Raw genomic sequence first — 24,915 nt, forward strand, 5'->3', positions numbered from 1 at the left:
GAAAGCTCCCCTCCTCAACCTCGGCTCGCGGCCGGGACGAGGAAGCGCGCGACGCTGTCCAGCTTCTCGCAGGTCTCCTCGAACTCGCGGTCCGGTGTGGACTGCGCGACGATGCCCGCGCCGGCACGCAACCAGGTGCGGCCCCGCTCGCGGTACACCGACCGGAGGACCAGGGCGGCGTCGAGCGCACCGGAGTGGTCCACGGTCATCACCGCGCCCCCGTAGAGGCCTCGAACTTCGGATTCGTGGCGCCGGATCGCGCCGTAGGCGGCTTCTTTCGGGATACCTGATGCCGTGACGGCGGGGAAGATCGCCCCTAGGGCGTCCCAGGCGTCGCGGCCGTCGGCGAGTCGCCCGATGACTTTCGAGGCGAGGTGTTGCACGGTGCCGCGTCGCTTCACCGACATCAGCTCCCGCACGTGCACGGAGCCGGGCTTGCAGAAGGACAGGAACTCGTCGTTGCCGACCTTCACCGAAATCGCGTGCTCGTAGATCTCCTTGGGATCGGTGAGCAGATCCCTGCGGTGACACTCGTTCAGGACTTCGTCATCGGAGAGCGCACGGGTGCCGGCCAGCGGCTGGCTCACCACTTCGCCGTCGGCGCTCACGGACGCGACGACCTCCGGGCTGAAGCCGGCCACCTCGACGCCGTCCAAGCGCACCAGGAAAGACCTCGCGGGCATGTTCGCCCGGCGGCCCAGCGCGTAGGTGGCGGTGAGGTCGATGTCGTCGGGCAGATCGACCACCCTGGAAAGGATGACTTTCTGCAACAGCCCCGCCTTGATCTCGTCGACGGCATCCATGACGGCCGAGTGGTAGGCGTCAACGTCCGTGTTCCGCACGCCCACGGGTTCGGGACGCGGCATGACGGGCGGCCTGGAGTCGGTGAGCACATCGGTCAGGGCGTCGGCTTCCGCCGGGTCGACCGCTCTGATCCGCGCCCACCCGTCGGTGACGCGGACCTCGCACCGCGGCACCACCAGGTGGGCCAGACGCTGACCACCGAGCAGGTCCTGTTCACCGTTCTTGACGTAGGACAGTTCGAAGGCCGCCCACCCGTAGGCCCGCCAGCCGTCCACCCGCAGGTCCGAGAGCAAGGACCTGACGATGCTCAGCGGCCTGTCGTTCCAGGCGAGTGCCGTGTCGACGGTCCTGCCCCCGTTCCGGTCGAGGATCACCTGGGCGAGCACCCCGCCGGCGTAGGAGAACTCACGGTCCTTCTCGTAGATGACGTACTCGTCGTGAAGCCCGGCTTCGGCCAAGCGCACCACCACGTCGAGCGGATCCCCGGTCACTGCGACCTTCGTCTCGGAGTAGTGCCGGGCTGCGGTGATCATGTTGATCTTCCTCGTTCGCTTGGACGGGGGAAATGACCGGAGGCCCGGTTCGCCTCATCGGCGGACGAGGACCCATGTCTCGTACAGCGTGTCGTTCGAAGCGGGTCGCGTCGTGTAGTTGTCGTAGACGGCCGCTTCCCGGAACCCCGCGGCCGTGGCCATGCGGCGGATCGCCTCGCGCTTGAACGCGCGGAGGTGATGGACCTCCCGTTCCACCCGGTACAGCCCAGGGGCGTCCGTCTCGATGAACTGGGTGGAGTGGTACTCGCAGTAGTCGGTGGCGGGATCGCTGTCGAACCGCCAGAAGGCGGCAAGGTCGCCCAGGTCGACCGCGAGGTCGTTGTCGCGGAAGGCTTCTTTGAGCATGTGCCACGACATGAGGTCGAACATGAACGTGCGGCCGCTCGGCAGGACGCGGGCCACTTCGGCGAACGTCCGGCCGAGCTGGCTCTCGCCGGCCACGTGGTTGAAGGCGGTGCCGGGGCACACGACCGCGTCGACTTGACGTCGAACGGGTAGGTCCGGCAGGTCGGCACGGATGAGCTCCACCTCGTCACCCAGCTCTTTCCGGGCCCGCGCGAGCATCGGGGGCGACCTGTCGACACCGGTGACGGAGAAGCCCCGCTCGATCAGCACGCGCAGGTTGCGGCCGAAGCCGCAGCAGAGCTCCAGCACGTCCCGCACCGGAGCCGCGTGGTTCGTCCAGATCATCTCGAAGAAGTCGGCCATGGCGACCGGTGTGCGCTCGCCGGTCTTGTCGATGGCCCACTCAGCCAACCGCAGATGGATGTCGTCATAACCGGCATAAGGGTCGACGTAGTCCGCCGGAGGCGGTTGTGTCTGCATCGTGACTGCACTCCCGGGAGGTGTTGCGCGCTGGGATCGGGACATGGCGGATACCGCCCAGAACGTTCGCCGGGGTAATTCACGTCCAGCAGGGCATCACGATGCACCCGTCCGACCGCGAATTCTCCCGGCACTGACCTGGGCCACGCCACCAGTGGATCACGGGGCGACCTCCGGGTGTGAGGCGTGGTGGGATCTTCACCTGATCGGTAACAATTCCTCGCGGATCGGGCGCGAGCGGTTACCGGTGGCGAGATCGATGTCCTGATGGTCTTCACCTTGCCGGTGCCCGGTTTTCCACGATCAGGGGTACAGCATTGTTGGCCCTGGAGGACGGGGCTATACCTGATGACGGAGCCGCACCAGAACGGTCGGCTCGAATGGAATGCCTCGGACGGGCACCGCGTTGACGAACCAAATCGCCGTCGTGCGGCGAGTCGCGGCTGCCCCGAGTGCGCCCTTGACCATCTACCCAGTAGGGGTAAATCGAATGACCATGTCCGGCGCTGTACGCGTTCTGGTGATCGGTGGTGGCCCGGCGGGGTCGACCGCTGCCACCCTGCTGGCCCGCGAAGGGCTCGATGTGACCCTCATGGAGAAGGCGGTCTTCCCGCGTTACCACATCGGCGAATCACTTCTCCCGGCCCTGCTGCCCGTCCTCGACCTGCTCGGTGCGCGGGAGAAGATCGACGCGTTCGGCTTCCAGTTCAAGGGCGGGGGTCACTTCGAGTGGGGGCACGAGTCGTGGGACGTGACCTTCGGTGACCTCCCGGGCTGGGAGGCCGACTATTCGTACCAGGTCACCCGCGCCGATTTCGACCACCTCCTGCTCGAACACGCCAAGAGCCAGGGCGTGAACGTCATGGAAGGGGTGGAGGTCAAGCGGCTGGGTTTCGACGGCGACCGGCCGCGGTCAGCCGTGTGGGCCTCGACCGACAGGGGTGGCGAGGAACGGCAAATCGAATTCGACTACCTGATCGACGCATCCGGCCGGGCGGGTGTCATGACGAATCGCCACCTGCGCACGCGTCGTTTCCACGAAACCTTCAAGAACGTTGCCGTCTGGGGGTACTGGTCCGGCGCGAAGAAGCTGCCCGCAGGGCCCAGGGGCGCCATCGCGATCTGCTCCGTTCCCCACGGCTGGTTCTGGGGGATCCCGCTCCACGACGACCGGCTCAGCGTCGGCCTGGTGACACACACGACGGACTTCAAGGCGAAGCGGGACAGCGGGCTCGACCTCGAAGAGATCTACCGCGCGGGCATCGAGGAGTGTCCGCTCGTCGCCGACCTGTTGTCGTCCGCGGAACGGATCTCGCCGCTGAGCGTCGAACAGGACTACTCCTACACCGCCGACCGCTTCTCCGGTCCCGGCTACTTCCTCTCCGGGGACGCCGCGTGCTTCCTTGATCCCCTGCTCTCCACGGGGGTGCACCTCGCGATGTACAGCGCGACGCTCGCCGCGGCCTGCCTGGCCAGCACCGTGCGGGGCGAGGTCACCGAGCAGGCCGCGGCGGTCCACTACGACGAGACCTACCGGAACGCGTATCTTCGCTACCTGCTGGTCATCTCGAACCTGTACCAGCAGTACCAGGGCAAGGAGTCCTACTTCTGGGAGGCGCAACGCCTCACCCGGCGGGATTGCAGTGACGCCGACATGAAGCAGGCGTTCACCGACATCGTCTCCGGCATCGAGGATCTGCGGGACGCCAAGGTGACCCTCGAGGTCGCGCTGGAAGCGGTGGCCAGGGCCCATTCGCACATGGTCGAGGTGCGCAGGGAACCCTCGGCTCCGGCGGCTGCGTCCACGCAGGTCGGCCAGGACGAGCTCACCCAGGCCAGGTTCAAGTTGTTCAACTCGGGGAAGATGGGCTTCCCCTCTCCAGGCCAGGTGCGGCCTCCCGGGCTGTACGTGGTCACGGAACCCCGGCTCGGCCTCGCCTACCAGGGGCACTGACGCCCCGGTCGTGAGGATCGGTGCCGGTGCGGGGCCACCGTTCCGGCACCGACCGGTCACCTGCCCTCTTCCCGCCGTCCCGCGCGCTGTCGTCGGGAACGACGTTCGACGTGGTCGACCAGCGTCAGGGACGGGCCGGTCATCGCGGTGGTCACCAAGGCCATCACGAGCAGCGCCAGGAACATCGGCGGCGTCAGGAGACCGGCGTTCAGGCCGGCTCGCAGCACGATCAGCTCGGTCAGGCCGCGGGTGTTGAGCAGGCACCCGATCCGCAGCGCGGGCCAGGGGCGTTGCCCGGCGAGACGTGCGCCCGCATAGCCACCGAGGACCTTGCCGGCGATCCCCAGCGCGATCGCGGTCACGACGAGCGACATCGTGGTGCCGGCGAGACCATCGCCGAGCACCGCGATGCCCGTGACCACGAAGAAGGCCGGTACGAGCGCTCGGCCGACCGCCGTCACCCGGGCCACCGCGAACGTCCACCGCCCCGCCGTGGGCACGGCCAACCCCGCCAGCACCGCGCCCAGGACGGACGTCATGCCGCCGTACCCGACGGCGAGCGCCAAGCCCAGGGCCACGGCGGCGACGAGCACGGCGGAGGCAACGGGGCGCCGCGCACACGACTCGCTGACCCGCCTGGCACCCAGCAGGCGCCGCACCACCAGCGCCACGGCCCCGGCTCCGACCAGCACCGCCACCGAGCGCACCAGCCCCACCAAGTCGCCGGTGGCCAACCCGACCGCCAGCGCCAGCCCCAGCCACGCTCCGGCGTCGACCACGATCGCCGAGGCCAGCGCGAGCCTCCCGGTCGCGGTCGCCGTCATCCCGCGTTCGACGAGGATGCGCGCCAGGACGGGCACCGCTGTCACCGTCAGCGAAACGGCGATCATCACCACGAACGCGGAGGCCGGTGCGTTGCCGCGAACGTGTGGGGATTCGAAGGACATCACCCAGATCGCGAGCAGCAGGCCGGCGGTCACCGCCGGCAGGAAGCCGCCCGCGGCCACCCAGCCGACCGTGCCGGGCGGTGTCCGGGCCAAGCCCTCCCGCAGTTCGTGCGCCACGCCGACGAGGAACAACGCAAGGCCGACCTCCGCGACCACCGTGAGGCCGGTCAGGACGCGGTCGGGCAGAAGTACGTGGATCACTCCCGCGCCGAGCACGTGGGCGGCAACCGGTGCGATGAGCAGCCCGACCAGGATTTCGCCCATCACCTCGGGTTGCCGGACCCGACGCGCCACGAAGCCGCCGACCTTCCCGGCGCCGATCGCACCAGCGGTCGCGGCCGCGACGTGGAGCGCGTACACGAGGTGATCCGGGGTCACCACGCGGATGTCTCCGGGCGGGCTGCCGCCTGGCAGCCCGCAGTCGGCGATGCCGCGGCTGGGCAGGTCTGTTCAGCGTGATGTGCCGGCAACCGCCGGATCATGTCTTCTTGGCGTGGCATCTCTGGCGACGTCGGATATCGCAACTGTCCGAATACCTTTCCTCGGGTGGCTGGGCCGGGCGCAGACGTCGGCGGCGCGGTCACACTGCTCGCACGCTGCGACGCTGATGTGGATGCCGAGCATTTCGGCCAGAACCGCAGTGGGCCGGTCTGTGGCGAGTTTGCACAAGGCGGCGGATCGCGCTTGTCGCGGCCGCAGTCCTGGCGAGTCGTTGGCTCAGATGGTGCGAGCTGATTAGTCGATCTTGCGCCTACCGAAATCCTGTAGCGACGCCGGTCCGGAGAGCGTCCGCAATTTCCGGCAGAGCTCATTATATGGACGCTCATGTTGGCATTTTGGCCGGACTGGCATTGATGACGCCTTCGTGCGTGGATTAACGCGTCCAGGGCGTTCGATTCGGGTGCGCCGCGCCTTCTGTGTCACGTACGGTGACCGTTGCTTTCCCGTATGAGCGGCTTGTTGGTCTGGTGGGCTTAATCATGCCGACTGGGCTGAGTGATGCATCGGGTCGTTGTCACGTTCGAACGGTTCGAGTTTCCTCGCCAGTGACGAAGCGCCGGTCGTCAACGGTGTGAATTGGCCCATCGACGGCGGCACGCTTGCATGACGTGGACACAACGCATGAGCCATCTAGGAGATCGTGATCGTCGGAACGTGAGTAGCGCCGTTTCCGATCTCTTGATCACAGAGAGCTGACCTGCGTTCGAACGCATCAGCGATGATCTGGCCGCCGAACTCAGAGGTATCGGACTCGACGGCTACAACGGTGGACCAGGGTCGAGAGCAACAACGCGACAGAACCAGCCAGTCGGTGGGACGGACCGAGATCAGGCACCGCAGACGTAACGCCGTACTTCACCCGCATGCCTCACGGCCCGTATGCATGATCATCGCAGGTCAACGGCTCGGCGCCGCGTTGTGGCACCGCGCAGGCGGCCGGTGAAGCAGGGCGGATGGTTCCGGCATTCGGTGGGTGGCCTGGCGGTCGAGGGTGTCGATGACGCTGGTGTGCACGAGGTCGGCGACCCGGCAGGACGGTCCACGGCCTGAGTTGGTCGTCGACCACGACGAGACCGGGAACTCCGCTGACCGCCATGACCCGCAGGGCTTTGGCGACCTGGTCGTCCGCCGTGACGGTCTGAACGATGACGGCGATGTCGCGTGCCTGCATGGCGCCAGCCCGTTCGTTGCGTCTGGCCAGATGTCCCGGTGTGGTCATGGTTGTCTCCGTCGCGAGCGGACCCGGTCCGGTCAGTCTCAGCGGGGGACACGGCCTCGACAATCAGGTGCGACACCCAACCTCGGGGATCTGAGTCGTGTATTCATCGCTTGCCGCCGAGACCGAGCGAGCCTGCCATGATCAGGCCGGCGGCGATGAGCAGTGCGTGCGGTACGAGGACGCCGGCGATCAGCAGTGTGAGGGCGATCGCGAACAACGTCCAGGTGAGCCGTCGTGTGCGGCGATGGTCGAGACGGGACACGGGTGCCTCCCGGCGGCGAGTGCGGTCGAGGGCTCTGTCACCTCACGGTCCACCACGGCGGCGTCCGTCCGCGATCCGTTCGACCCCTCAAATCCGCAGGACCCGGCCACCACCGGCCCGCCCGGCGTGGCGGGCCGCGGCGGACGAACATGGGTGTTGCCACGGATGGACAGCTGGGTGGCTGGGCAGGCAGCCTCACAGGCGTGGCGGGAAGTGATCACGAGGAGGCAGCACGCGTGTCGTTGTTCGGGCGGATCTTCCTGCTCAACGCCCTGGCCCTGGTGCTGGCCGCCGCACTGCTGATCTTCGGCCCGGCCACCGTGTCGACGCCTGCGCTGCTGGGGGAGACGGTGATCCTGGTCGCGGGCCTCGCCGTGATGCTGATCGCGAACGCCGTGCTGATCCGGATCGGTTTGGCGCCGCTGGGCCGGCTCACCCGCGAGATGACGACCATCGACCTGCTCAAGCCCGGCCCCGGCTGGCCGCGACGGGGCACGGTGAGATCGCCGAGCTGATCACCACCTTCAACAGCATGATCGACCGGCTGGAAACCGAGCGCGGGCACAGCTCGGCGCGCGTTGTCCGCGCAGGAGTCCGAGCGCCGCCGGATCGCGCAGGAGCTGCACGACGAGGTCGGACAGTCGCTGACCGCGGTGTTGCTGCGGCTCAAACGGGTCATGGACCAGTCACCGGGGCCAATGCGTGACGAACTGCGCCAAGTGCAGGAGACGACGCGCAGCACACTCGGCGAGATCCGCCGCATCGCGCGCAGACTGCGGCCGGGTGTGCTCGAGGAACTCGGGCTCGTCAGCGCTCTCAAGTCGCTCGTGCACGAGATCTCCGAGCGCGCCGGCCTCACCGTGCGGCGGGCTTTCGACAAGGACGTGCCTGCCCTGGACGCCGAGACCGAGCTCGTCGTCTACCGCGTGGCCCAGGAAGGCCTCACGAACACCGTGCGGCAAGCCGGAGCGAGCCAGGTGGACCTGGTGCTGCGTGCCCACCCGGAAGGCGCGGAACTGTGCATCCGCGACGACGGGCGTGGGATCGGCGACTCGGCTGAGGGCGCGGGAATCCGGGGCATGCGCGAACGTGCTCCGCTGGTCGGGGCCGACCTCACCGTGGGACCGGCGCCCGAAGGCGGCACCGCGGTGCGGCTCGTCGTCCGGGCGGCCGCCGCACAGGGAGAGGACCGCGGATGACCGTACGCATCCTGCTGGCCGACGACCACGCTCTGGTGCGTCGCGGTGTGCGGCTGATTCTGGACAACGAGCCCGACTTGACCGTCGTGGCCGAGGCCGGCGACGGAGCCGAAGCGGTGAGCATGGCCCGCGCCGACCGGCCCGACCTCGCGATCCTGGACATCGCGATGCCCCGGCTCACCGGGTTGCAGGCCGCGCGGGAGCTGTCGCGGCTGCTGCCGGAACTGCGGATTCTGATTCTGACGATGTACGACAACGAGCAGTACTTCTTCGAGGCGCTCAAGGCCGGCGCGTCCGGGTACGTGCTCAAGTCCGTCGCCGACCGCGACCTGGTCGAGGCGTGCCGGGCGGCGATGCGCGGCGAGCCGTTCCTGTACCCCGGCGCGGTGAACTCCCTGATCCGCAACTGCCTCGACCGGGCACGAGAGGGCAGCGGCATCCCCGCTCGCGCCATCACCGACCGCGAAGAGGAAATCCTCAAGCTGGTCGCCGAAGGCCACTCCTCCAGGCAGATCGCCGATCTGCTCGTCATCAGCATCAAGACCGTCGAACGGCACCGCGCGAACCCGCTGCAGAAACCCGGGCTCAAGGACCGCCTCGAACTCACCCGGTACGCGATCCGCGCCGGGCTCATCGAACCCTGGCCAAGGAACCACGCTCCGTGAACGTAGAAGTGACGCCCTGCCCGGCACAGGGGTCAGGCAGGACTTCGCCATCCGCTCCGGCCGCCGGATCGGCGTGATCTCCTACCGCGACGCCAGGTTCGAGCTGATCATGTCCAAACAGGACGACCTGGGCGCCACCGCCGCCTCGCTCCCGCTCACCCCGGAGGAGGCGGGCACCCTCGCCGGGTTGCTCGGCGCACCGCAACTGGTCACCCAGCTGGAAAGGCAGCACCGCGACATCACCGGGATCAGCACCCGCCAGCTGCCGGTCACCGCGTACGCGAACCGCACGCTCGGCGACACCGCACTGCGCACCTGCACCGGCGCGTCCATCGTGGCCGTCGTGCGCGCGGGCAACGCGCATCCTTCGCCAGGTCCCGACTTCCTGTTCGAGAACGGCGACCTCGCGGTCGTCGTCGGCACCGCGGACGGACTCGACACCGCCGCCGAGATCCTGACGGGCGGCTGAGGCACGTGCACGACACCACGATCGCGCTGATCCAGCTGGGTGCGGTCTTCTTCGGCTTGGGCTGCTCGCCGACTCGCGTGGAAATTCGGCATCTCGCCCATCCCGCTCTACCTCGTCGGCGGTCTCGCGTTCGGCTCCGGCGGTCTCATTCCCTTGCACGGCATCGAGGAGTTCGCACACCTCGCCAACGAGATCGGCGTGGTGCTGCTGCTGTTGTTATTGGGACCGGAGTACTCGGCATCCGAGCTCACCACGGGTCTGAAGAAGTCGTGGATGGCAGGCGTGCTGGACATCGTCCTCAACGCCGCACCGGCGCTGTCGTGGCACTGCTGATCGGCTGGGGCCCGGTCGGAGCGCTCGCCATGGCGGGCGTCACCTACATCTCCTCGTCCGGCATCATCGCCGAGGTCCTCGGCGACCTCGGCAGGCTCGGCAACCGCGAGACACCGGTGATCCTGTCGGTGCTGGTGTTCGAGGACCTCGCGATGGCCGTCTACCTGCCGGTGCTCACCGCCGTCCTGGCGGGCGTCAGCTTCCTCGGCGGCCTCACCTCCGTCGGCATCTCCCTGCTGGCGATCACCGTGGTCCTGGTGGTGGCGCTGAAGTACGGCCGCTACATCTCCGCCATAGTGGACAGCCCCGACCACGAGGTGTTCCTGCTCAAGCTGCTCGGCTCCGCACTGCTCGTCGCGGGCATCGCCTCGCAGCTGCAGGTCTCCGCCGCGGTCGGCGCATTCCTGCTCGGCCTCGCGATCTCCGGCTCCACCGCCGAGAACGCCACCCGCCTGCTCGAACCGCTGCGCGACCTGTTCGCGGCGATGTTCTTCGTCGTGTTCGGCCTCAACACCGACCCCGCGACGATCCCGCCGGTGCTCGGCACCCATCTCCGCACTTCGCCCCGGACTTGGATCGAGCGTGGCGGTGACGTCGGCCTCGGCGATCGCGATCCCGGTGACCCGGACTTGCCGAGCGGAGCTGCACGGGCTGAGCGTGACCGCCGCCCTGGTGGTCGCTTGCTACGCCTGGATCGGCCGGGCATCAGCGGAACCGGTCGTCGACGGCAACCGCGCCAGCGCCATCTACAGGCGCTCAGCACCCTCAGTAGTGAAGTAGGCGATCGACGTCACCGCGGACAGCTGATGACGCGAGCCGAGCGGCTACCGGTAGGTCAGCACGCGCTTCTGCACATGGTGATGCTCGCAGTTGTGCTCGTCGGACTGAGCGCACCTCACCTGTCGCGCAACGACACCGAGAACGCAGAACAGTATCGAGCACCTGCGAACAACGCGTCGGTGTCCGCTGCACCATTCACACACGGCGTTCTGCACGACCGGCCGCGTAGGGCGGTAGCGGCATGGCAGGTGCTCACGACGGCGACATCAGAAACCTGGTGGGGCGTGTTCTGGCCCGCGACCGCTGCGCGCACGATGCCGGGATGGTCGCTGATCGACGACATCGGTGGCGCCGGGGCAGCGGTTGCCATATCGGGCCCGCCATCGACCCGCGCACCTCCGGCCGCGTGAGCTGAACAGTCCGAGCCGGGATTGTTCCCACCCGCCGCAGCGCCGGGTTCGTGACGGATGCACTGCGGCGGCACCTGCGCGCGCCCATGACTCCCACTTTGCGAAGGAATGAACACATGTCCGTTGTCGTGCTGGTATTGCTTCTCGCCGTCGTCATGACCGCCCTCGGTGTGACGGCGGCGATGGTCGTTAAGAAAGAACCGTTCTACGGCGTGGTTGGCCTCTTCATCATCTGCGGCCCGAGCTCACTGCTGGCGGTCCTGTACCTGGCAGTGGCCTGAGTCTGGCCGCCGGACCATCGCGGTGACCTTCGCCGTGCTTCGTGCGGGGCTGATGGTGTTCCACCAGACCGAGGACCTGTCTGCGGAAAGTCTGCCGCAGGCAGTCCCGAGCCGGGCAGACCAGCCGCCGTGCACGCGTCACCAACGGTTACGAGCCAGAGCCGCTCGTTTTGACAGACCGCAGCTCACCGGCCGCGTTCTGGACGAGTCCTCGGTGGGTAGTTCGGCAAGTCCGAACCTGGAGCAGGCGGCCTTCACCCGGTGATGTTCTGCGCACCGCCGGATCGATTCCTCACCCCATCGTCTGGCGGTTCACAGGACGGCGGTGAAGGTGACGGTTCCGCTGACGCTGGTCAAGCCCTGAGGGGTGAGGCAGGCGGTGAGGTCGGTGGCGGGCAGAACTTTGGTCTGGACAACGGTCGCGCCTTGGAACAGCCCGTCGACCACGGTGCCGGTCAGGACGAGCACCGTGGTGCCGCCGGGCTTGAGGTTGACCTCGAAGCCACCTCGGACGGTGCTGCTCTGCCCGGTGTTCCAGTGGTAGGTCGAGGTGTTGGTGGTGGAGCCGGCCAGGCAGCTGAACGTGCCGCTGACCAACGAGGTGAAGGTCGCGCCGGTGATCTCGGGATGGCTGGGGGACACGCAGCCGCCCAGCGTGCCGGTGGCGTGGAAGTCGATGTGTCTGGGCAGCAGCGTCATGCCGGGGGAGTAGGTGCCGACCTGGGTGCCCAGAGCGCAGTTGACGTCCACCGCGGAAGCCGAAGCGGGCACGTGGAACAGTCCTGCGACGCCGAGCAGCGCGCCGACCACGGCGACGATCAATGAACGCAGACGCATGAGGATTCCTGTTCTCCGGAAAGGTGATGAGCGAATCCAGTTTTGCGATCCGTTCATCCGTTCTCAATCGGCTGAACGGCTTGTGGTGGAACACTGTCCGTAGGTGTGCGCAAGGCGTCGCTGCTGGAGGAATTATTCCTTGTGAAGTGACATGGGCTTGGTGGAGAAGGGTTGGCCGTTGACGTTGACGAGGACTCCGGCACTCGATTGCGTCATCAGGACGACTTCGAGCTGCCGGAGACCTGGCAGTCCGAGTGTCGGTCGATCCGCGAGGCGGCGGGTCAGGCGAGTTGGGTGATGGTGATGTTGGCGGGGCCGCTGGTGCCGGTGACGCCTTCGGGGGTGAAGCACTGAGCCGGTGTGGTGTTGAGCAGCGCCGCGGTCATCACGACGGTGGCTCCGGTGAACCTGCCCGCGGTCACCGTGCCCTGGTAGACCACGACGACCTCGTTCGCGGGACGCAGCACCACGAGCCCGACTGCGGCCACGGTGGTGGTTTCGCCGGTGTTCCAGGTGATGGTCACGGTGATGGAGATGCCGCCGCCGAGGCAGGACACCAGGCCGTTGGCCACGATCGCGTACCCGCCGGAGGTGATGGTGGGGGATCCGGTGGAGGCGCAGGAGTCGTAGTCGGCGCTGGAGGTGATGGAGACGACCTTGGGCTGCGCGGTCACCCCTGGGTTGTACGTGTTGGCGCCACTGCCCACGCAGGACAGCAGTTCGGTCGCCGCCTGGGCCGTGGGCGCGGTGACCACGACTCCGGCCGCCACCGCCAACGCGGCCACGGCGCCCGTCAAGAACCGCCGCGCCATTGACAACAGCCCCACTGCTCTCGTGGCTCTCATCAAAACACTCCTCACATCCGGGACTTGGCCGGATCACACTGTAATCCCGCGATGGCGCGCCAAATGGGGGAAAAGGAAGACACTTTCCGTATGTGTCGGCCCAGGGGAATCCGCGTTGCCCGTTACTGCTGGCCTGCCTTTCGGCAGGCCTGAGCGACAGCGACCTTTCGCGTGTTGCTGGGGATACACCCGTTTGGCTGATATCCACGTGTGCCGCGGTCTCGTTGAAGGAGGGCAAATCCCGCGACGTGAGGACATGACGGATGAGAAGGCTCGGAGCCGGTCTGGCCGCCGCTGTGCTGGTGGTGGCCGGCGGCGTGCCGGCGGGCGCGGTGGACGGCACGCTGCCCGGTGGAATCGGGATCGCGGTGGACATCGAGACGCCGCTGCCCGACACGGTGATCCCCAAGGGCACCACCACGGTGGTCGGCACGGCATCGATCGGTACCAAGGCGGCGACGCCGAGAACGTCACTGGTTTACGTGCTGGACAGCTCCGGGAGCCTCACCCAGGCCGGGTGGGACGCGGAGAAGCAGGCTGTCGCGGAGTTCCACCGAAAGGTGGCGCAGCAGCCGTACCTCGGCGCCGGCAGCGTCGGCTTGGCCGCGTTCTCCACCGGCGGCCGGGTCTTCTGGACCGGTCAGGCCGCCGGTCCGCAGTTCCACAACGCGCTGGCGGCCCTGCAGTGGCAGGACGGCAGCACCAACTTCACCGCCGGCCTGAGGGCGGGCACCGAGGCCGCGAACGCGACGACCGAACCTCGGTCGATCATGATCTTCCTGTCCGACGGCCGCGACAACCACGCCCTGGAGAACTTCGAAGGCGCGCTGTCCCAGGTGCCGGAGCGGGTGGACATCCACACCGTGGCGTTCGGTCCTGACGCCGGGTGCGGCAACGGCTCGCGCAGCCTCAAGCGGATGGCGGAGGTCACCGGCGGCACGTGCGTCGAGGCTTCCGAGGTGAGGGGCCTGCCGGCGGCGCTGGAGGCGCTGTTCCCCTCCGAGTTGCAGCGCCTGACGCTGACCGTGGACGGCGGCCCGGAGTTGCCGATCACCGAGATCACCCCGGTTCTGCCCCAACCCGGTCCGCGCCAGGTCCGCTACTCCGTCGAGACCCCGCCGCTGGACGTCGGCAACCACCCGTTGTGCGTCACCGCCCACGGCACCGACTACGCCGGGCAGGGCAAGGTCACCGACTGCACCAACGTGATCATCCGCGAACCCTCGCCCAGCACCACCCCGACCACCACGGCGGTCCCGACCGCGAGCACCACCCCGACCAGTCCCGGCAGCCCGCCACCGACAGCGGCACTGCCCGGCAACCGCCAGGTCAGCATCATCCCGCGCGGCGGCGTGGACACCGGCGGGACGGCACCGTGACCGCCCGCGAGCACGCGGTCATCCCCGCGGCCGCACTCCTGGTCGCCGGCCTGCTCGCCGCCGGGCTGCTCCTGCCCTCCGGTGACGACGGCCCGACCGGACAACCCGTCACGGCGCAACCACCGGCGATGTCGGCAACGGCACCGGCCGAGGTGCGCATCCCCGCCCTCGGCGCCCGCTCCACCCTGATCCCGCTGGGACTCAACCCCGACGGCACTGCCGAGGTCCCGCCGCTGGACCAACCCCTCCAAGCCGGTTGGTACAAGCACGGCCCCGCACCCGGCGACACCGGTCCCGCCGTTCTGCTCGGCCACGTCGACGGCCACGGCCGCCCCGGCATCTTCCACGACCTCGCCAAGCTCAAGTCCGGTGATCGCGTCGAGGTCGCCCGTTACGACAACAGCACTGCAACCTTCACCATCAGTCGGGTCGACCGCGTCCCCAAGGACCGTTTCCCCACCGACTCCGTCTACGGCGAGACCACCACCCCGCAACTGCGCCTGATCACCTGCGGCGGTGTTTTCGACCCCACCACCGGCGACTACAGGGACAACGTCATCGCCTACGCCGACCTCGTCTGAAGCAGGGTGAACGTGTCACGCGTCGGTCGACCTGGCCCGGTTCCACGGGCTGACCCTCGCACCGCGTGGCATGGAGGGTGTTGGCGTCCGGACGTGACCAGTGGCTGACATCGATTGCCGGCACAATCCGCCCGTCGCAGCGGGAAACGGCTTGGCGGGCAACAACGTTGCGCAATCGGACGATGCCGGCTCGGCCTGCGTCGGTCAACTCGAACAACGCTGCGGACGTGGCTGACCAGAGCCCGCCTCGACAACGCCTTCGCCGAGGTGGCTGGGTGGGGGCGCCGATCTGCTCGGTTCCCCCACCCCGGCCCTCCACGACGACTGACAGATGCCGTGCTAGTCCTTCCAGGGCATTTCGTCGCGCATGCCTTCGTGGATGGCGAAGGCGTTCTTCACCGCGGCCTTGAGCGCACCCTCCACCCAGCGGCGGTGACGGCGGTCGCACGCGTCGTTGGCGAACCACACCCGGCCCACCGGCCGGACCACGTCCTCGTAGAAGCCCTCGCTCATCTCGAACGCGCGGAACAGCGGGCCGATGCCGCACGCGTACCAGTCCAGCGCCCAGTCCTTGTAGACGCCGAACTCGAAGGTGTCCCGCGCCTCCGGGTGGATCTTGACCAGGTCTTCCAACGCCTGCTGCACGCTCTCCTCGCCGGCCAGCGGCGTGTAGGGCATGCTGTCCTGCTCCCAGCAGTAGGACGCGATCATCACGCCCTTGCGGTAGCGGGTGTCCTGGCCGGCCGGTGGATAGACGATGTTGCGGATCGCCAGGTCGGTGACCGTGAGCCCGTGCGTGATGCCGTACGAGCTCTCCCACCACCGCTCGCTGAACTGCATGAACAGCTTGTGCGCGCGGCCGTAGTAGGTGTTGCGGATCGCGTACCACTTGTCGGGGTCGAGGCCCTGGATCTCCATGTGCCGCAGGGCCGCGAACGGCACGGTCACCACCACCTCGTCCGCGGTGACGGTGTGCGATCGGCGGCCCGAGCGGTAGTGCACGCGCACGCCGTTCTCGTCCTGGTCGATGCCGTGCACCTGCGCGCCGAGCCGGATGTCGTCCATCAGGTACGGCTCGAACGCGCGCGGCAGCGAGTCGGCTCCGTCCACGATGTAGACGAGGTCGCCGAAGACGTCCTCGTAGTAGTGGGAGAACCACTCGACGAGCGAGAAGTGGTAGCGGCCCTCCAGGTTGAACAGCGGACCGAGCATGGACAGCGCGCCGTCACCGAGCCCGCGCTCCTTGAGGTAGCCCAGCAGCGTGTACTTGTCGTAGTCGACGAGAATCTTCTGCCAGGCCCTGTCCGGGCCCTCGCTCTCCATCACGTCGATCAGCGGTTGCACGGTGTGCCGGAGCAGTTCGTGCGGCGTCTTGTCGGCCTCTGCCGTCGACAGGTCGAAGTTGAACGAGGTGGCGTCGAAGTCGCGCCGCCGCACACCTTTGCCCTGCAGGTAGATGAACGTGTCCTCGTCGTACATCGGGAAGGGCTTGGTCGCGAGACCGAACTTGTCCTTGATGAGCCACTGCACCAGCGGGTGCTGCTCCGGGAAGCGCATCGCGCCGAACTCGCCGTACATGTCGCCCGCGAACCCGCGGTGGGTGAGGACGCGCCCACCCAACCGGTTCTGCCCCTCCAGGACGGTGACCTCGTGCCCGGCTTCCTTGAGCAACAAGGCGGCCGTCAAGCCCGCCATACCGGCACCGACCACCACGACCCGGCGCCTCGGCGCCGAACTCTCCGGCAACCCGTCCTTCAACAGGTCGAGCACGTCCACAGCCATGACCGAATCCCTCGCTCACCGTCGTCACCCTGAGTTGGTAGGAGAGGCGGCCGTCCTCGTTTCGACCGTACTGCCGGATCAAACGTCGGACTACGACACGATGGAGTGGTTCGCGGTTCCCGATCAGTGACACGCTGGGTTGACAACCGCCCTGGCAGTCCCTGACCCACAACGTTTCGACGGACCCGTTGACATCGTTCCCGAATCCCAATTTCGTCGCTGTTCCCGGCCTCATGCCGCTACAAATGGAATATGTCTTTGTGTGCCAGGGACTTCGCGCGTGTAGCAGTTGGATGGCGAGTAGGCCGTGTCGGTGGCAACCACCCGCGCTTTCAAGCCCGTGTTCACCTCATCCCGATCGTGCCAGGACTGATCTTGCTCGCCGTCGTGCGGGTCTGGCCGAGGAAAAGCTAATGCGTCTGAAGGTCAGACGGCAGTCAGTCGACGATGGCGCGCGTCCGATCATGTTTTGGACGGAGAACGACCTCGATCACCGCGTGAATGATTGGGTCCGCTGAATACAACCGGGTGTCGGCGAACATTCGTGCGGTGCGGCCTGTGATGGCTCTCCATGACAGCGATGAGCAGCACGGAGGCGATCATGGCAACGATCAAGCCCCCAGTGCGCTCGAAGGCGTCTCTGTGTCGAGCGCGCGGTCCCTCCGACACGGCCTCCGCGACCAAGCGGAACGTGCCACCGGCTATACCGGTCGAACTGGCCCGGCCCGTGGCATTGCCCTCCGGGGCGTCGCTGGCGATGCAGGCGCGAGCGGGCGGGTTGGCGCGCGTGGTGCTCTGGTCGTTGTGCGTGATGTGCAGAACGCCGGTGGCCGCGCTGGCCGGTGCCACCGTTCCAGCGGTGAGCGGGCCGGCGATGAGCGGAGCGCCGGTCGAGGTGCCGATTCTGGGCACATCTCGTCCCGTGATCAGTGGTCTTCGATGACCTCGCGGAGACCGTAGGGGTTCCGCCACCGATTCGTCGCGACTTATCTCCCATGCGAATGGCGCACACGAGTGCACCGCATCAGACCAGCACCTGCACCGAAGGTAGTCAAAAACCTCACTAAAGTGTTACAGGCAGTACCCGAACGTGTCGGAACAGGTGCCCAATAATGGGCAGTGCTTCGTCGGAAGGGCACGGGCGACCACATACAGGTCAACTCTGGATCAACCTGTCTCCGATGGGCGACCACTTCCGGGGGGTGATGACCTGGCACGAACCGCATGATGTGAGATTCCCCTGGTCTTTCCCATCGGCTCACCAACGACTATTTCCAGTCGTTGGCCAAAGATCGTATATCGATTCCATGCGCTCGATGTTCACCTGTGTCGCCATTATGTCGAGCTTGCTCAATCGGCCGGACATGACGGCACAGCAATGCGGTCTTGTGGACTTACTGCACCGGACCGTCCAGTCAAGACTGATCGACCATCCCTTCCATCCGAAAGGCTGTCATGAGCGAGACGACACGACGCGATCTGCTCCGATTCACCGCTGCGGCCGCCGTGGCGGGCGTTGCGGGGGCTGCCTCGGGCGGCTTGGCGCCACCCAAGGCAACTGCGGACCCGAACCTCCCGGCCGCCGAGGCGCAGGAGCGGGCGTTCCTCGCGCAGAGCCCGGACGCCATCCGAGGGCTGAAGTGGCGCGGGGCAATGCTCACGCAACCGCCCAACCCCACGCTGACGGCCCGGTTCGACACCCGCGGCCTGCCCTATGCCACTGCGGCGTTCTCGTTGGCCAACAACAACCTGGACACCGTGGCGCTGCGAGTGGCGAACATGGGCGACCTGCCCGACGGCACCACCAAGCGCCAGCGCGACGACGAGGTCATCAAGCTGTTGCGCGAGCTGCACCGCCAGGGGGTCAGGGCCTACCTGTTCAAGCGGCAGTGGTTCCAGCGCAGCGGCGTCATCATCAGCTACCAGCGTCCATTCACAGAAGCCGGCGCCGACGAGTTCATCGACGACATGAGCAGACTGGTCAACCGCGCCCGGCAGGAGGGCATCGCCGGCGCGCTGCACGGCGTGGCCGCGATCGAGACCAACCTGAACAACTGCGCCGAACTGCGGGAACGCGCCCTCTACGTCGCCCGGGGCATCAACGCCCGCACCGACGACTGGCTCCGATCGCGCACGCTGCTGATGCCCGGTGCGGCCATGGGCTTCTACTTCAAGGGCATCCACAACGGCGGTGAAGCGTGGCTGACCCAGCTCCGGGCCCAGACCGGCCACTTCGCCCTGATCTACAAGCACATGCGCAGCCAGGAAAACGGCTTGTGCCGGCTGGAGAGCCTCAACGGCCAATGGGACGACGCGGTCGGCCGGGAAGCCAAGAGGACCGTGGACCAGCAAGTCAAGTTCCTGCGCACCACGATGGGCATCTCGGACCTCGAGTGGTACTTCCGCACCCACCGGGCCGAGTACCCCAACCACACCCACCTGGTGTTCTGGGGCGACGACGGCGACGGCGTGGCGGGCCTGTCGGCCCTCGAGGGCCAGCCCCAGTGGAACTACAACACGATGCGCGCGCTGCACCGGCTGCTGGTCAAGGCCAACCGCTGGCACGGTCACTTCTTCAACTTCCCCTTCACCCGCGAGGGCGCCACCCAGCACGACATCTGGCGATATCTGATCACCGTCGACGGCAGCAACACCCGCCGCAAGAACTGGGCCCCCAACCGCTCCGGCACCCACAGGGTCTGGGACGAGTGGCACATGTGGTCGCAGGAGAACGCGACGTACTGAACTCGGCCGCGAGGCCCGACACGGAAGAGACACGGTTGACATGAGACCGAAGAAAGCCTTGTTCACGGGTGTGGTCGTGGTCGGCGTGGCGATCGCCGCCGTGGTCTCGCCGGCCGCCGCGACGCCGGACGCAACCGCCTCCGGCATCGGTGGTGTCGCGGCGAGCAACCAGGCCGCGGACGTGTACTGGAGAGGCTCCTGGGCCGCCGCGCAACAGCCGCGCAACCCCAACGTCCCCGGTTGGTCGCAACGCGGCTTCACCAACCAGTCGCTGCGACAGGTCGTCCGCATCAGCGCAGGCGGCACCCACGTGCGCATCCGCCTGTCCAACCTCTACGGCGACACCCCGCTACCGGTCACCGGCGCCACCATCGCCCGCACCGAAGCCGGTGCCACGCTGCGCCGTGGCTCCCAGCGCCACCTCACCTTCGGTGGCCGGCAGTGGGCGCAGATCCCGATCGGGACGGAACTGGACAGCGACCCGCTGCTGATGCGCACCACACCGCTGGAACAGCTGACCGTGACGCTGTACTTCGCCCGCCACACCGGCCGCGCGACCTACCACAGCCGGGCGACCGCGACCAGCTACCTGGCCAACGGCGATCACCGCGTCGACCCCGCCGCCACGGCGTTCACCGGCAGATCCGGTTCCTGGTACTTCCTGACCCGCGTGGACGTCCGAGGCGACCAGGCACGCCCGCCGGACGGCATCGTCGCCCTCGGCGACTCCATCACCGACGGCTACGGCTCCACCCCCGACGCCAACAACCGCTATCCCGATGAACTCGCCGAACGCCTGGCGCGCAACAACACCCCACGCCCGGTCCTCAACGTCGGCATCAGCGCCAACCGAGTGCTCAGCGACTCACCCTGCGGCGGCGAATCCGCGATCGCCCGGTTCCGGCGCAACGTGGCCACCCAACCCGGCGTGCGCACGCTCATCGTGCTCGAAGGCATCCACGACATCCGCTCGCAAGGCGGCACCACCGGCTGCGCCCAAGGCGCACCGGTGATCACCGCGCAACAACTGATCGACGGCCACCGGTACCTGATCAAGTGGGCTCGTGAGCGCGGGCTCACCGCGATCGGCGCCACCCTCCCACCATGCGGCTGCGTCGGCGGCAACGAAGCCATGCGCAACGAGCTCAACAGCTGGATGCGCACCACCGCGGGCACGGCGGGCGGCTACGACGCCGTGGCCGACGTCGACACCGCACTGGCCGACCCGGCCAATCCTCGAGCACTGCGCCCCGCCTACGACAGCGGCGACGGCCTGCACCCCAACAACGCCGGCTACCGCCGCATCGCCGACACCATCCCACTCGCCGAACTGTGACCATCCCGGCGATACCGCCGACCGGTCGGGGGAGCACAGCTCGTCAGATGCGTCTGCCACGCCGTCCAACGGAGGTGGAGGTCTATCGGAGGCCAGTGGCGGCGGCTTTTCTCCTGCCGAGGTGACCTCGGTACGTGCCGCCGCCCCGGCCGGACCTCGGACGGGAGCACCGAAGGAGAAAGCAGGGCTGACCTGCGGTTTATGCAGCTGATCAAAGCCGCTCACCGCAGCGGATCCACCATCAGGAACCTGTGGACGCGTTGCGCCCCACGGCGGCGGGAAGGCGGAGCGCGGCCCAGAACGGCACGACCATCAGTGCTGCGGCCGTCCAAGTCAACGCGGGTGCCGCGGTGTCCAGCACCACTCCTCCCACCGCGGCACCCCCTGCCACCGCGCCGTTCCAGGCCGCGATGGTCAGCGACTGAGCTCGATCCGCGTCTCGTCCCGCGATCAGAGCTGTGACTGACTGGAACGCCGTGGGGGCGCCGCCGAACGCCAGACCCCACACCGCGCACGCCATCAGCGTCGTGGCTGCGTCGTCGGACACCGCCAGCAGCACCATGCCGACAGCGGTCAGCAACGGGCACCAGCCCAGCACTCCACGAGGACTGCTGTCCACTGTGGATCCGACTGCGAAAATCCCACCCACGGCGGCAATGCCGAAGACGAGAAGCGCCGTGGTCAGCAGGGCTTCCTGTGTCAGCCGAGCGAGGACCGGACCTATGTACGTGTAGAGCATGTTGTGTGCCAACGAGTACACGAACACCACGACCAGGATCCGACGCAACTTCGGCAAGGCATGTCGCGTCGGCTGCGCCGGCTCGGTCGTGACCGCCGGCACCACGAGCAGGATCCAGCACAGCAACGGCACGGCGATCGCCGCCATGGCCGCGAACGACCAGCGCCAGCCGACCAGTTCACCGAGAGCCGTGCCGGCGGGCACCCCCGCCGCGAAGCCGACGGGTGTGCCCGCCATCGCGATCGCCAGCGCGCGGCCGGCCTGCCCTGGCGGTGCGATCCGCATCGCGTACACCGCCACCAGGGACCACATCACGCCGGTGATGGCGCCGGAGATCACCCGTGCACACAGCACGACACCGTAACCAGGGGACACCGCGATCGCGAGGTTCGTCACGACGAACCCGAGCACCAGTGCCAGGAGCACGCGCTTGCGAGGCAGGCGGGACGTCAGCGCGGTCAACGGGATCGCGGTGACCGCGGTGGTGACCGCGTAGACGGTGACGAGCTGTCCGGCAGCGGACGGGGACACCCGCAGCTCCTCGGACATGCCCAGGAGCAACCCCGCGGGCAGTACCTCGCAAAGGCAGCCGAGCAGCACCGTCAGGGTCAGTGCGAGCAGCGCCCGCCACGGCAGCCTGTTCTTGGACAAGGGATTCCTCTCACGTGAGAACCGCCCCGGCACGGGACCAGGACACCCGTGCCGGGGCGGCGGACCGGGTTCAGCCCTTGGCCAGCTGGGCGTCGATCCACGTCCGCAGCGCGGATTCGCCCTTGAACCCGATCATGCGGGAGCCCGGGAGCTCCGCGGTGTTGCGCACCGGCACCAGCGTGGGCAGGTACTGGATGCGGTAGCGGGACGAGAGGTCACGGCTGACGTCCACGTCGACCATGCCGACGAGGATCCGGCCGTTGTACTCCGCGGCCAGCTTCTCGATCACCGGCTTGAGCTGGCGGCAGGGCGGGCACCAGGAGGCGCCGAAGTCGAGGACTACCAGCTTGGTCTTGGACACCTCCATCACCTGCTGGTAGTTCGCGGACGTCACCGCGACGACGTTCTCCGCGCTGATCCGGGTGTTCGAGCCGGCCGTCGGAGCGGCCTGGGCTGCCGCGGGCAGCAGCGTCGAGGCCAGGAGCGCCACGACGGCGACGCCGGCGCGCAGCCAGTTCTTGAGCAGGGACATCAGAACTCCTTGGTACGCAGGGAAACTACGGTCACCCGTCGGCGCTCAGCCGGAGGTCGTGGCGAGACCGGCACCGACCCAGTCCTCGATGCCCTCGCGGTATTTGCGCACGTTCGAGTAACCCAGTCGGAGCAGCCGGGCCCCTACGAGTTCGCTGTTGCGACAGGGCACGTTGGCGCAGTAGACGACGATCTCGGCGGTCTTGTCCGGCAGGACGTCGGGTGCGTGCTGGTCGGTGAACTCGGCCGCCTGTTCGTAGGGGAATCCGGGGATGTTCACCGCGCCGGGCAGGTGTTCTTTCTCGTAGTAGCCCGCGGGCATGGTGTCGACCACTACCAGGGTGCCCGCGTCGATTCCTTTTCGGAGTTCCTCTCGGGAGATCAACGGCAACATCGAAGTGACCCCTTTCCGGCACGGTTCGCGCAGTGTTCGCGCTGATTCCGAGTGTGGCCGGGCGGGGGATTCACGCCCACTGCCAGCGCGCTATGCCGCGCCGTTATCCAGCCGTCCGCGATAGCGGTCGTTCTGTGCGACGAGCTGTTCGTAGACGGTCACGGCGGCGCGGTGCACGGTGGTGAACCGGTCGCCGAGCGGGTGGTCCGCGCGCCAGAGCAGCAGGTGCTGCACCTTCATCGGGTCGCCGGCGAGCGGCCGGATCACCATGCCGGGAGGTTCCGGCGTGGTCGGCTGCACCAGGCACACCCCGTGCTCGCCGGACACGAGGCGGTGCCGCAGCGCGTCGACGTCGTGCGCGATGCGTGGGGTGAACCCGTGCGCCAGGCACATCTCGCGGAACACGACCCGGCAGCCGTCGCCACAGCTGGACACGATCCACCGCTCCTGTGCCAGAGCGCCCAGCTCGATGACGGATGAGGCGGCCAGCGGATGCCGCTGCGGCAGCGCCACGAACGACGGCTCGACGACCACCCGCTCGGCGCGCACCCCGTCCGGCACGACCAGCGACCGCGGACCGCAGATCATCGCCACGGCGAGGTCGACGCACCCGCCGGCGACCTGCGTGACCAGCCTGCTGTGCGACAGGTCCGCTCGGCTGGTGAGCTCGTGGTCCGGCAGCAGCCGCTCGACGCACCCGAACAGGCCAGGCACGAGGTTGCTGTCGTTCCAGCCGATCCGCAGGCCGCCGGGGGACGGCTGCTGCAGGCGGAAGTCCCGGTCCAGCTCGTCGAAGGCCGGGATGATCGCCTCCGCGCGGGCGAGCACCAGCTCTCCGATCCGGGTCGGGCGCACGCCGCGCGGGCCGCGGTTGAAGAGCCGTTCGCCCACCAGTTGCTCGATGCGACGCAGCTGGTGGCTGAGGGCGGGCTGGGCCAGTCGCAGCTCGCCGGCGGCCCGGTTCAGGCTGCCCGCCCGTGCGATGGCCACGAGCACCCGCAGATGGCGGACCTGGAGCTCCATGTCACTCATCAGACACGGCCGAACGCGTTCTGTCAGCGGTTCGGCGCCGAACGGAGCAGGACGTTCGGGCGTCGGACGCATAAGCCGGCGACATGACCTTCCGGCAGTACCCGCCGGTTCTGCTTCTGCCGATAGTGGTCGAATCCGGATTTCCCTGCCCCTGTGAATATGACTTCGGAGTCGACAGTGTTGTTGACAACTCCGCTGACCGAGCATTGTGCCACCCCTTTGCGGAGCGGTAGGCACGTGTGCATCGGTGTGAGCCCGTTCAACAGTTATTTTTCGGTGGAACGCATCACCGCGCTCGCCCGCTGGGCGATGCGGGAATTCGAGCGGTTCCATTTCTTCGTGCCCGACCACGCGGCCGTGTACACCCTGGAGGCGCTCGGCTACGAACCCGGCCGCGCGCAGCGCAAGGCCGGACGGCAGGGCCAGTACGTGGTGAACAAGATCTGCCGCGCCCTGCGCGACGTCGGCGTGCTGGAGCCGGAGGAGCACCTGCTCGACGGCGCTGCTCTGGCCCGCAACGACACCTACCGTGAACTGCTCCGCGACGCGGGTGCGTGGTTCATGACCGACGGCGCCTTCGCCGCGGAGTGCCTGGAGGCCACCCGCTGGGTGCTCGACCGCCGTCTGCCGGACGGCCAGACACCCACCGAGGACCAGCTGAGGTCCGCCGTCCGGTACTTCCTCGCGGAGCTGCCGATGTTCATCGACACCCCGGCGATCGCGGGCGTCGACAGCTCGGTGTTCGCCTACCACCAGAGGGTGGCGTTCCTGGAACGCCTGTACGCCAGGGAACTGGCTTGGCAGCCGAACCCCGCACAGGGCTTCGTCGTGCTGACGCCTCATGAAGGGGCGGTCTGACG

22 protein-coding genes and 2 pseudogenes are annotated in these 24,915 nt (G+C 67.9%); 13 read left to right on the forward strand and 11 right to left on the reverse strand.

Going from position 1 to position 24,915, the window contains the following annotated elements:
* Positions 1–14: 14 nt before the first annotated feature.
* Positions 15–1,337 carry a salicylate synthase gene (locus V1227_RS05475; RefSeq protein ID WP_329791367.1) on the reverse strand — a complete coding sequence of 441 codons (1,323 nt, stop codon included), beginning with the start codon at positions 1,335–1,337 and terminating at the stop codon, positions 15–17.
* A gap of 54 nt (positions 1,338–1,391) precedes the next feature.
* Positions 1,392–2,183: a class I SAM-dependent methyltransferase gene (locus V1227_RS05480; protein ID WP_329791368.1), complete on the reverse strand. Its 792-nt coding sequence runs from the start codon at positions 2,181–2,183 to the stop codon at positions 1,392–1,394.
* 496 nt (positions 2,184–2,679) lie between these two features.
* Here V1227_RS05480 and V1227_RS05485 point away from each other — a divergent pair, with 496 nt between their 5' ends.
* Positions 2,680–4,137 carry an NAD(P)/FAD-dependent oxidoreductase gene (locus V1227_RS05485; protein WP_329791369.1) on the forward strand — a complete coding sequence of 486 codons (1,458 nt, stop codon included), beginning with the start codon at positions 2,680–2,682 and terminating at the stop codon, positions 4,135–4,137.
* 56 nt (positions 4,138–4,193) lie between these two features.
* Here V1227_RS05485 and V1227_RS05490 read toward each other — a convergent pair whose 3' ends face one another.
* Positions 4,194–5,465: a cation:proton antiporter gene (locus V1227_RS05490; protein WP_329791370.1), complete on the reverse strand. Its 1,272-nt coding sequence runs from the start codon at positions 5,463–5,465 to the stop codon at positions 4,194–4,196.
* Between the two features lie 1,442 nt (positions 5,466–6,907).
* Positions 6,908–7,066, reverse strand: coding sequence for a hypothetical protein (locus tag V1227_RS05495; RefSeq protein WP_442916462.1), 159 nt, complete (start codon positions 7,064–7,066; stop codon positions 6,908–6,910).
* 203 nt (positions 7,067–7,269) lie between these two features.
* Here V1227_RS05495 and V1227_RS05500 point away from each other — a divergent pair, with 203 nt between their 5' ends.
* From V1227_RS05500 to V1227_RS05525, 6 genes and pseudogenes are all read left to right on the forward strand, one after another.
* Positions 7,270–7,581: a hypothetical protein gene (locus tag V1227_RS05500; RefSeq protein WP_329791371.1), complete on the forward strand. Its 312-nt coding sequence runs from the start codon at positions 7,270–7,272 to the stop codon at positions 7,579–7,581.
* 63 nt (positions 7,582–7,644) lie between these two features.
* A complete protein-coding gene (locus V1227_RS05505) occupies positions 7,645–8,265 on the forward strand; it encodes a sensor histidine kinase (RefSeq protein WP_329791372.1) in 621 nt (206 codons plus the stop codon).
* On the forward strand, positions 8,262–8,930 hold the full coding sequence (locus V1227_RS05510) for a response regulator transcription factor (protein ID WP_329791373.1): 669 nt from the start codon (positions 8,262–8,264) through the stop codon (positions 8,928–8,930). Before V1227_RS05505 ends, V1227_RS05510 begins: the two co-directional genes overlap by 4 nt.
* Positions 8,927–9,399, forward strand: a pseudogene (locus V1227_RS05515) (cation:proton antiporter regulatory subunit). Before V1227_RS05510 ends, V1227_RS05515 begins: the two are co-directional and overlap by 4 nt.
* Before the next feature lie 5 nt (positions 9,400–9,404).
* Positions 9,405–10,277: pseudogene (locus V1227_RS05520) on the forward strand (cation:proton antiporter); the annotation flags it as partial.
* 761 nt (positions 10,278–11,038) lie between these two features.
* Positions 11,039–11,203, forward strand: coding sequence for a hypothetical protein (locus tag V1227_RS05525; RefSeq protein ID WP_329791374.1), 165 nt, complete (start codon positions 11,039–11,041; stop codon positions 11,201–11,203).
* A gap of 312 nt (positions 11,204–11,515) precedes the next feature.
* On the opposite strand, the gene V1227_RS05530 is transcribed toward V1227_RS05525, so the two are convergent.
* Both V1227_RS05530 and V1227_RS05535 read right to left on the reverse strand, forming a co-directional pair.
* Entirely contained in the window at positions 11,516–12,040 is a 525-nt protein-coding gene (locus V1227_RS05530; RefSeq protein ID WP_143022867.1) for a hypothetical protein, read from the reverse strand.
* A 281-nt stretch (positions 12,041–12,321) separates the two neighbouring features.
* Positions 12,322–12,885, reverse strand: a complete 564-nt coding sequence (locus tag V1227_RS05535) for a hypothetical protein (RefSeq protein WP_329791375.1) — start codon at positions 12,883–12,885, stop codon at positions 12,322–12,324.
* Positions 12,886–13,148: 263 nt separating this feature from the next.
* Between V1227_RS05535 and V1227_RS05540 the strand changes: the two genes are divergently transcribed.
* Positions 13,149–14,264 carry a vWA domain-containing protein gene (locus V1227_RS05540; RefSeq protein WP_329791376.1) on the forward strand — a complete coding sequence of 372 codons (1,116 nt, stop codon included), beginning with the start codon at positions 13,149–13,151 and terminating at the stop codon, positions 14,262–14,264.
* Positions 14,261–14,845 (forward strand): class F sortase, encoded by a 585-nt coding sequence (locus tag V1227_RS05545; protein WP_329791377.1) that lies wholly within the window; start codon positions 14,261–14,263, stop codon positions 14,843–14,845. The genes V1227_RS05540 and V1227_RS05545 overlap by 4 nt, the downstream gene beginning before the upstream one ends.
* Before the next feature lie 339 nt (positions 14,846–15,184).
* On the opposite strand, the gene V1227_RS05550 is transcribed toward V1227_RS05545, so the two are convergent.
* On the reverse strand, positions 15,185–16,627 hold the full coding sequence (locus V1227_RS05550; RefSeq protein WP_329791378.1) for a flavin monoamine oxidase family protein: 1,443 nt from the start codon (positions 16,625–16,627) through the stop codon (positions 15,185–15,187).
* 580 nt (positions 16,628–17,207) lie between these two features.
* On the opposite strand from V1227_RS05550, the gene V1227_RS05555 reads away from it, so the two are divergent.
* The 3 genes from V1227_RS05555 to V1227_RS05565 all read left to right on the forward strand — a co-directional run bounded on the left by V1227_RS05555 (position 17,208) and on the right by V1227_RS05565 (position 20,708).
* A complete protein-coding gene (locus V1227_RS05555) occupies positions 17,208–17,570 on the forward strand; it encodes a hypothetical protein (RefSeq protein WP_329791379.1) in 363 nt (120 codons plus the stop codon).
* A 512-nt stretch (positions 17,571–18,082) separates the two neighbouring features.
* Positions 18,083–19,372 (forward strand): twin-arginine translocation signal domain-containing protein, encoded by a 1,290-nt coding sequence (locus tag V1227_RS05560; RefSeq protein ID WP_329791380.1) that lies wholly within the window; start codon positions 18,083–18,085, stop codon positions 19,370–19,372.
* 40 nt (positions 19,373–19,412) lie between these two features.
* Positions 19,413–20,708 (forward strand): SGNH/GDSL hydrolase family protein, encoded by a 1,296-nt coding sequence (locus tag V1227_RS05565; protein ID WP_329791381.1) that lies wholly within the window; start codon positions 19,413–19,415, stop codon positions 20,706–20,708.
* Between the two features lie 241 nt (positions 20,709–20,949).
* Here V1227_RS05565 and V1227_RS05570 read toward each other — a convergent pair whose 3' ends face one another.
* The 4 genes from V1227_RS05570 to V1227_RS05585 all read right to left on the reverse strand — a co-directional run bounded on the left by V1227_RS05570 (position 20,950) and on the right by V1227_RS05585 (position 24,046).
* The gene (locus V1227_RS05570; RefSeq protein WP_329791382.1) at positions 20,950–22,098 is read right to left on the reverse strand and encodes an MFS transporter; all 1,149 of its coding nucleotides are present in this window, start codon (positions 22,096–22,098) and stop codon (positions 20,950–20,952) included.
* Positions 22,099–22,168: 70 nt separating this feature from the next.
* Positions 22,169–22,630 (reverse strand): thioredoxin family protein, encoded by a 462-nt coding sequence (locus tag V1227_RS05575; RefSeq protein WP_329791383.1) that lies wholly within the window; start codon positions 22,628–22,630, stop codon positions 22,169–22,171.
* 45 nt (positions 22,631–22,675) lie between these two features.
* On the reverse strand, positions 22,676–23,023 hold the full coding sequence (locus tag V1227_RS05580; protein ID WP_329791384.1) for a rhodanese-like domain-containing protein: 348 nt from the start codon (positions 23,021–23,023) through the stop codon (positions 22,676–22,678).
* A 90-nt stretch (positions 23,024–23,113) separates the two neighbouring features.
* On the reverse strand, positions 23,114–24,046 hold the full coding sequence (locus V1227_RS05585) for a LysR family transcriptional regulator (RefSeq protein ID WP_329791385.1): 933 nt from the start codon (positions 24,044–24,046) through the stop codon (positions 23,114–23,116).
* Between the two features lie 168 nt (positions 24,047–24,214).
* Here V1227_RS05585 and V1227_RS05590 point away from each other — a divergent pair, with 168 nt between their 5' ends.
* Positions 24,215–24,913 carry a tRNA-dependent cyclodipeptide synthase gene (locus V1227_RS05590; RefSeq protein WP_329791386.1) on the forward strand — a complete coding sequence of 233 codons (699 nt, stop codon included), beginning with the start codon at positions 24,215–24,217 and terminating at the stop codon, positions 24,911–24,913.
* Positions 24,914–24,915: the final 2 nt, after the last annotated feature.

The organism is Lentzea sp. DG1S-22 (genome assembly GCF_036321065.1).
In the GTDB taxonomy this organism is placed as follows: domain Bacteria; phylum Actinomycetota; class Actinomycetes; order Mycobacteriales; family Pseudonocardiaceae; genus Lentzea; species Lentzea jiangxiensis.

Bases quoted from the DNA above. Each gene is read 5' to 3' on its own strand.
- V1227_RS05585 (WP_329791385.1), bottom strand. From the start codon at position 24,046: ATGGAGCTCCAGGTCCGCCATCTGCGGGTGCTCGTGGCCATCGCACGG.
- V1227_RS05575 (WP_329791383.1), bottom strand. From the start codon at position 22,630: ATGTCCCTGCTCAAGAACTGGCTGCGCGCCGGCGTCGCCGTCGTGGCG.
- V1227_RS05560 (WP_329791380.1), top strand. From the start codon at position 18,083: ATGAGCGAGACGACACGACGCGATCTGCTCCGATTCACCGCTGCGGCC.
- V1227_RS05485 (WP_329791369.1), top strand. From the start codon at position 2,680: ATGTCCGGCGCTGTACGCGTTCTGGTGATCGGTGGTGGCCCGGCGGGG.
- V1227_RS05510 (WP_329791373.1), top strand. From the start codon at position 8,262: ATGACCGTACGCATCCTGCTGGCCGACGACCACGCTCTGGTGCGTCGC.
- V1227_RS05565 (WP_329791381.1), top strand. From the start codon at position 19,413: ATGAGACCGAAGAAAGCCTTGTTCACGGGTGTGGTCGTGGTCGGCGTG.
- V1227_RS05590 (WP_329791386.1), top strand. From the start codon at position 24,215: ATGACTTCGGAGTCGACAGTGTTGTTGACAACTCCGCTGACCGAGCAT.
- V1227_RS05555 (WP_329791379.1), top strand. From the start codon at position 17,208: ATGAGCAGCACGGAGGCGATCATGGCAACGATCAAGCCCCCAGTGCGC.
- V1227_RS05550 (WP_329791378.1), bottom strand. From the start codon at position 16,627: ATGGCTGTGGACGTGCTCGACCTGTTGAAGGACGGGTTGCCGGAGAGT.
- V1227_RS05480 (WP_329791368.1), bottom strand. From the start codon at position 2,183: ATGCAGACACAACCGCCTCCGGCGGACTACGTCGACCCTTATGCCGGT.
- V1227_RS05540 (WP_329791376.1), top strand. From the start codon at position 13,149: ATGAGAAGGCTCGGAGCCGGTCTGGCCGCCGCTGTGCTGGTGGTGGCC.
- V1227_RS05535 (WP_329791375.1), bottom strand. From the start codon at position 12,885: ATGAGAGCCACGAGAGCAGTGGGGCTGTTGTCAATGGCGCGGCGGTTC.
- V1227_RS05475 (WP_329791367.1), bottom strand. From the start codon at position 1,337: ATGATCACCGCAGCCCGGCACTACTCCGAGACGAAGGTCGCAGTGACC.
- V1227_RS05580 (WP_329791384.1), bottom strand. From the start codon at position 23,023: ATGTTGCCGTTGATCTCCCGAGAGGAACTCCGAAAAGGAATCGACGCG.
- V1227_RS05530 (WP_143022867.1), bottom strand. From the start codon at position 12,040: ATGCGTCTGCGTTCATTGATCGTCGCCGTGGTCGGCGCGCTGCTCGGC.
- V1227_RS05525 (WP_329791374.1), top strand. From the start codon at position 11,039: ATGTCCGTTGTCGTGCTGGTATTGCTTCTCGCCGTCGTCATGACCGCC.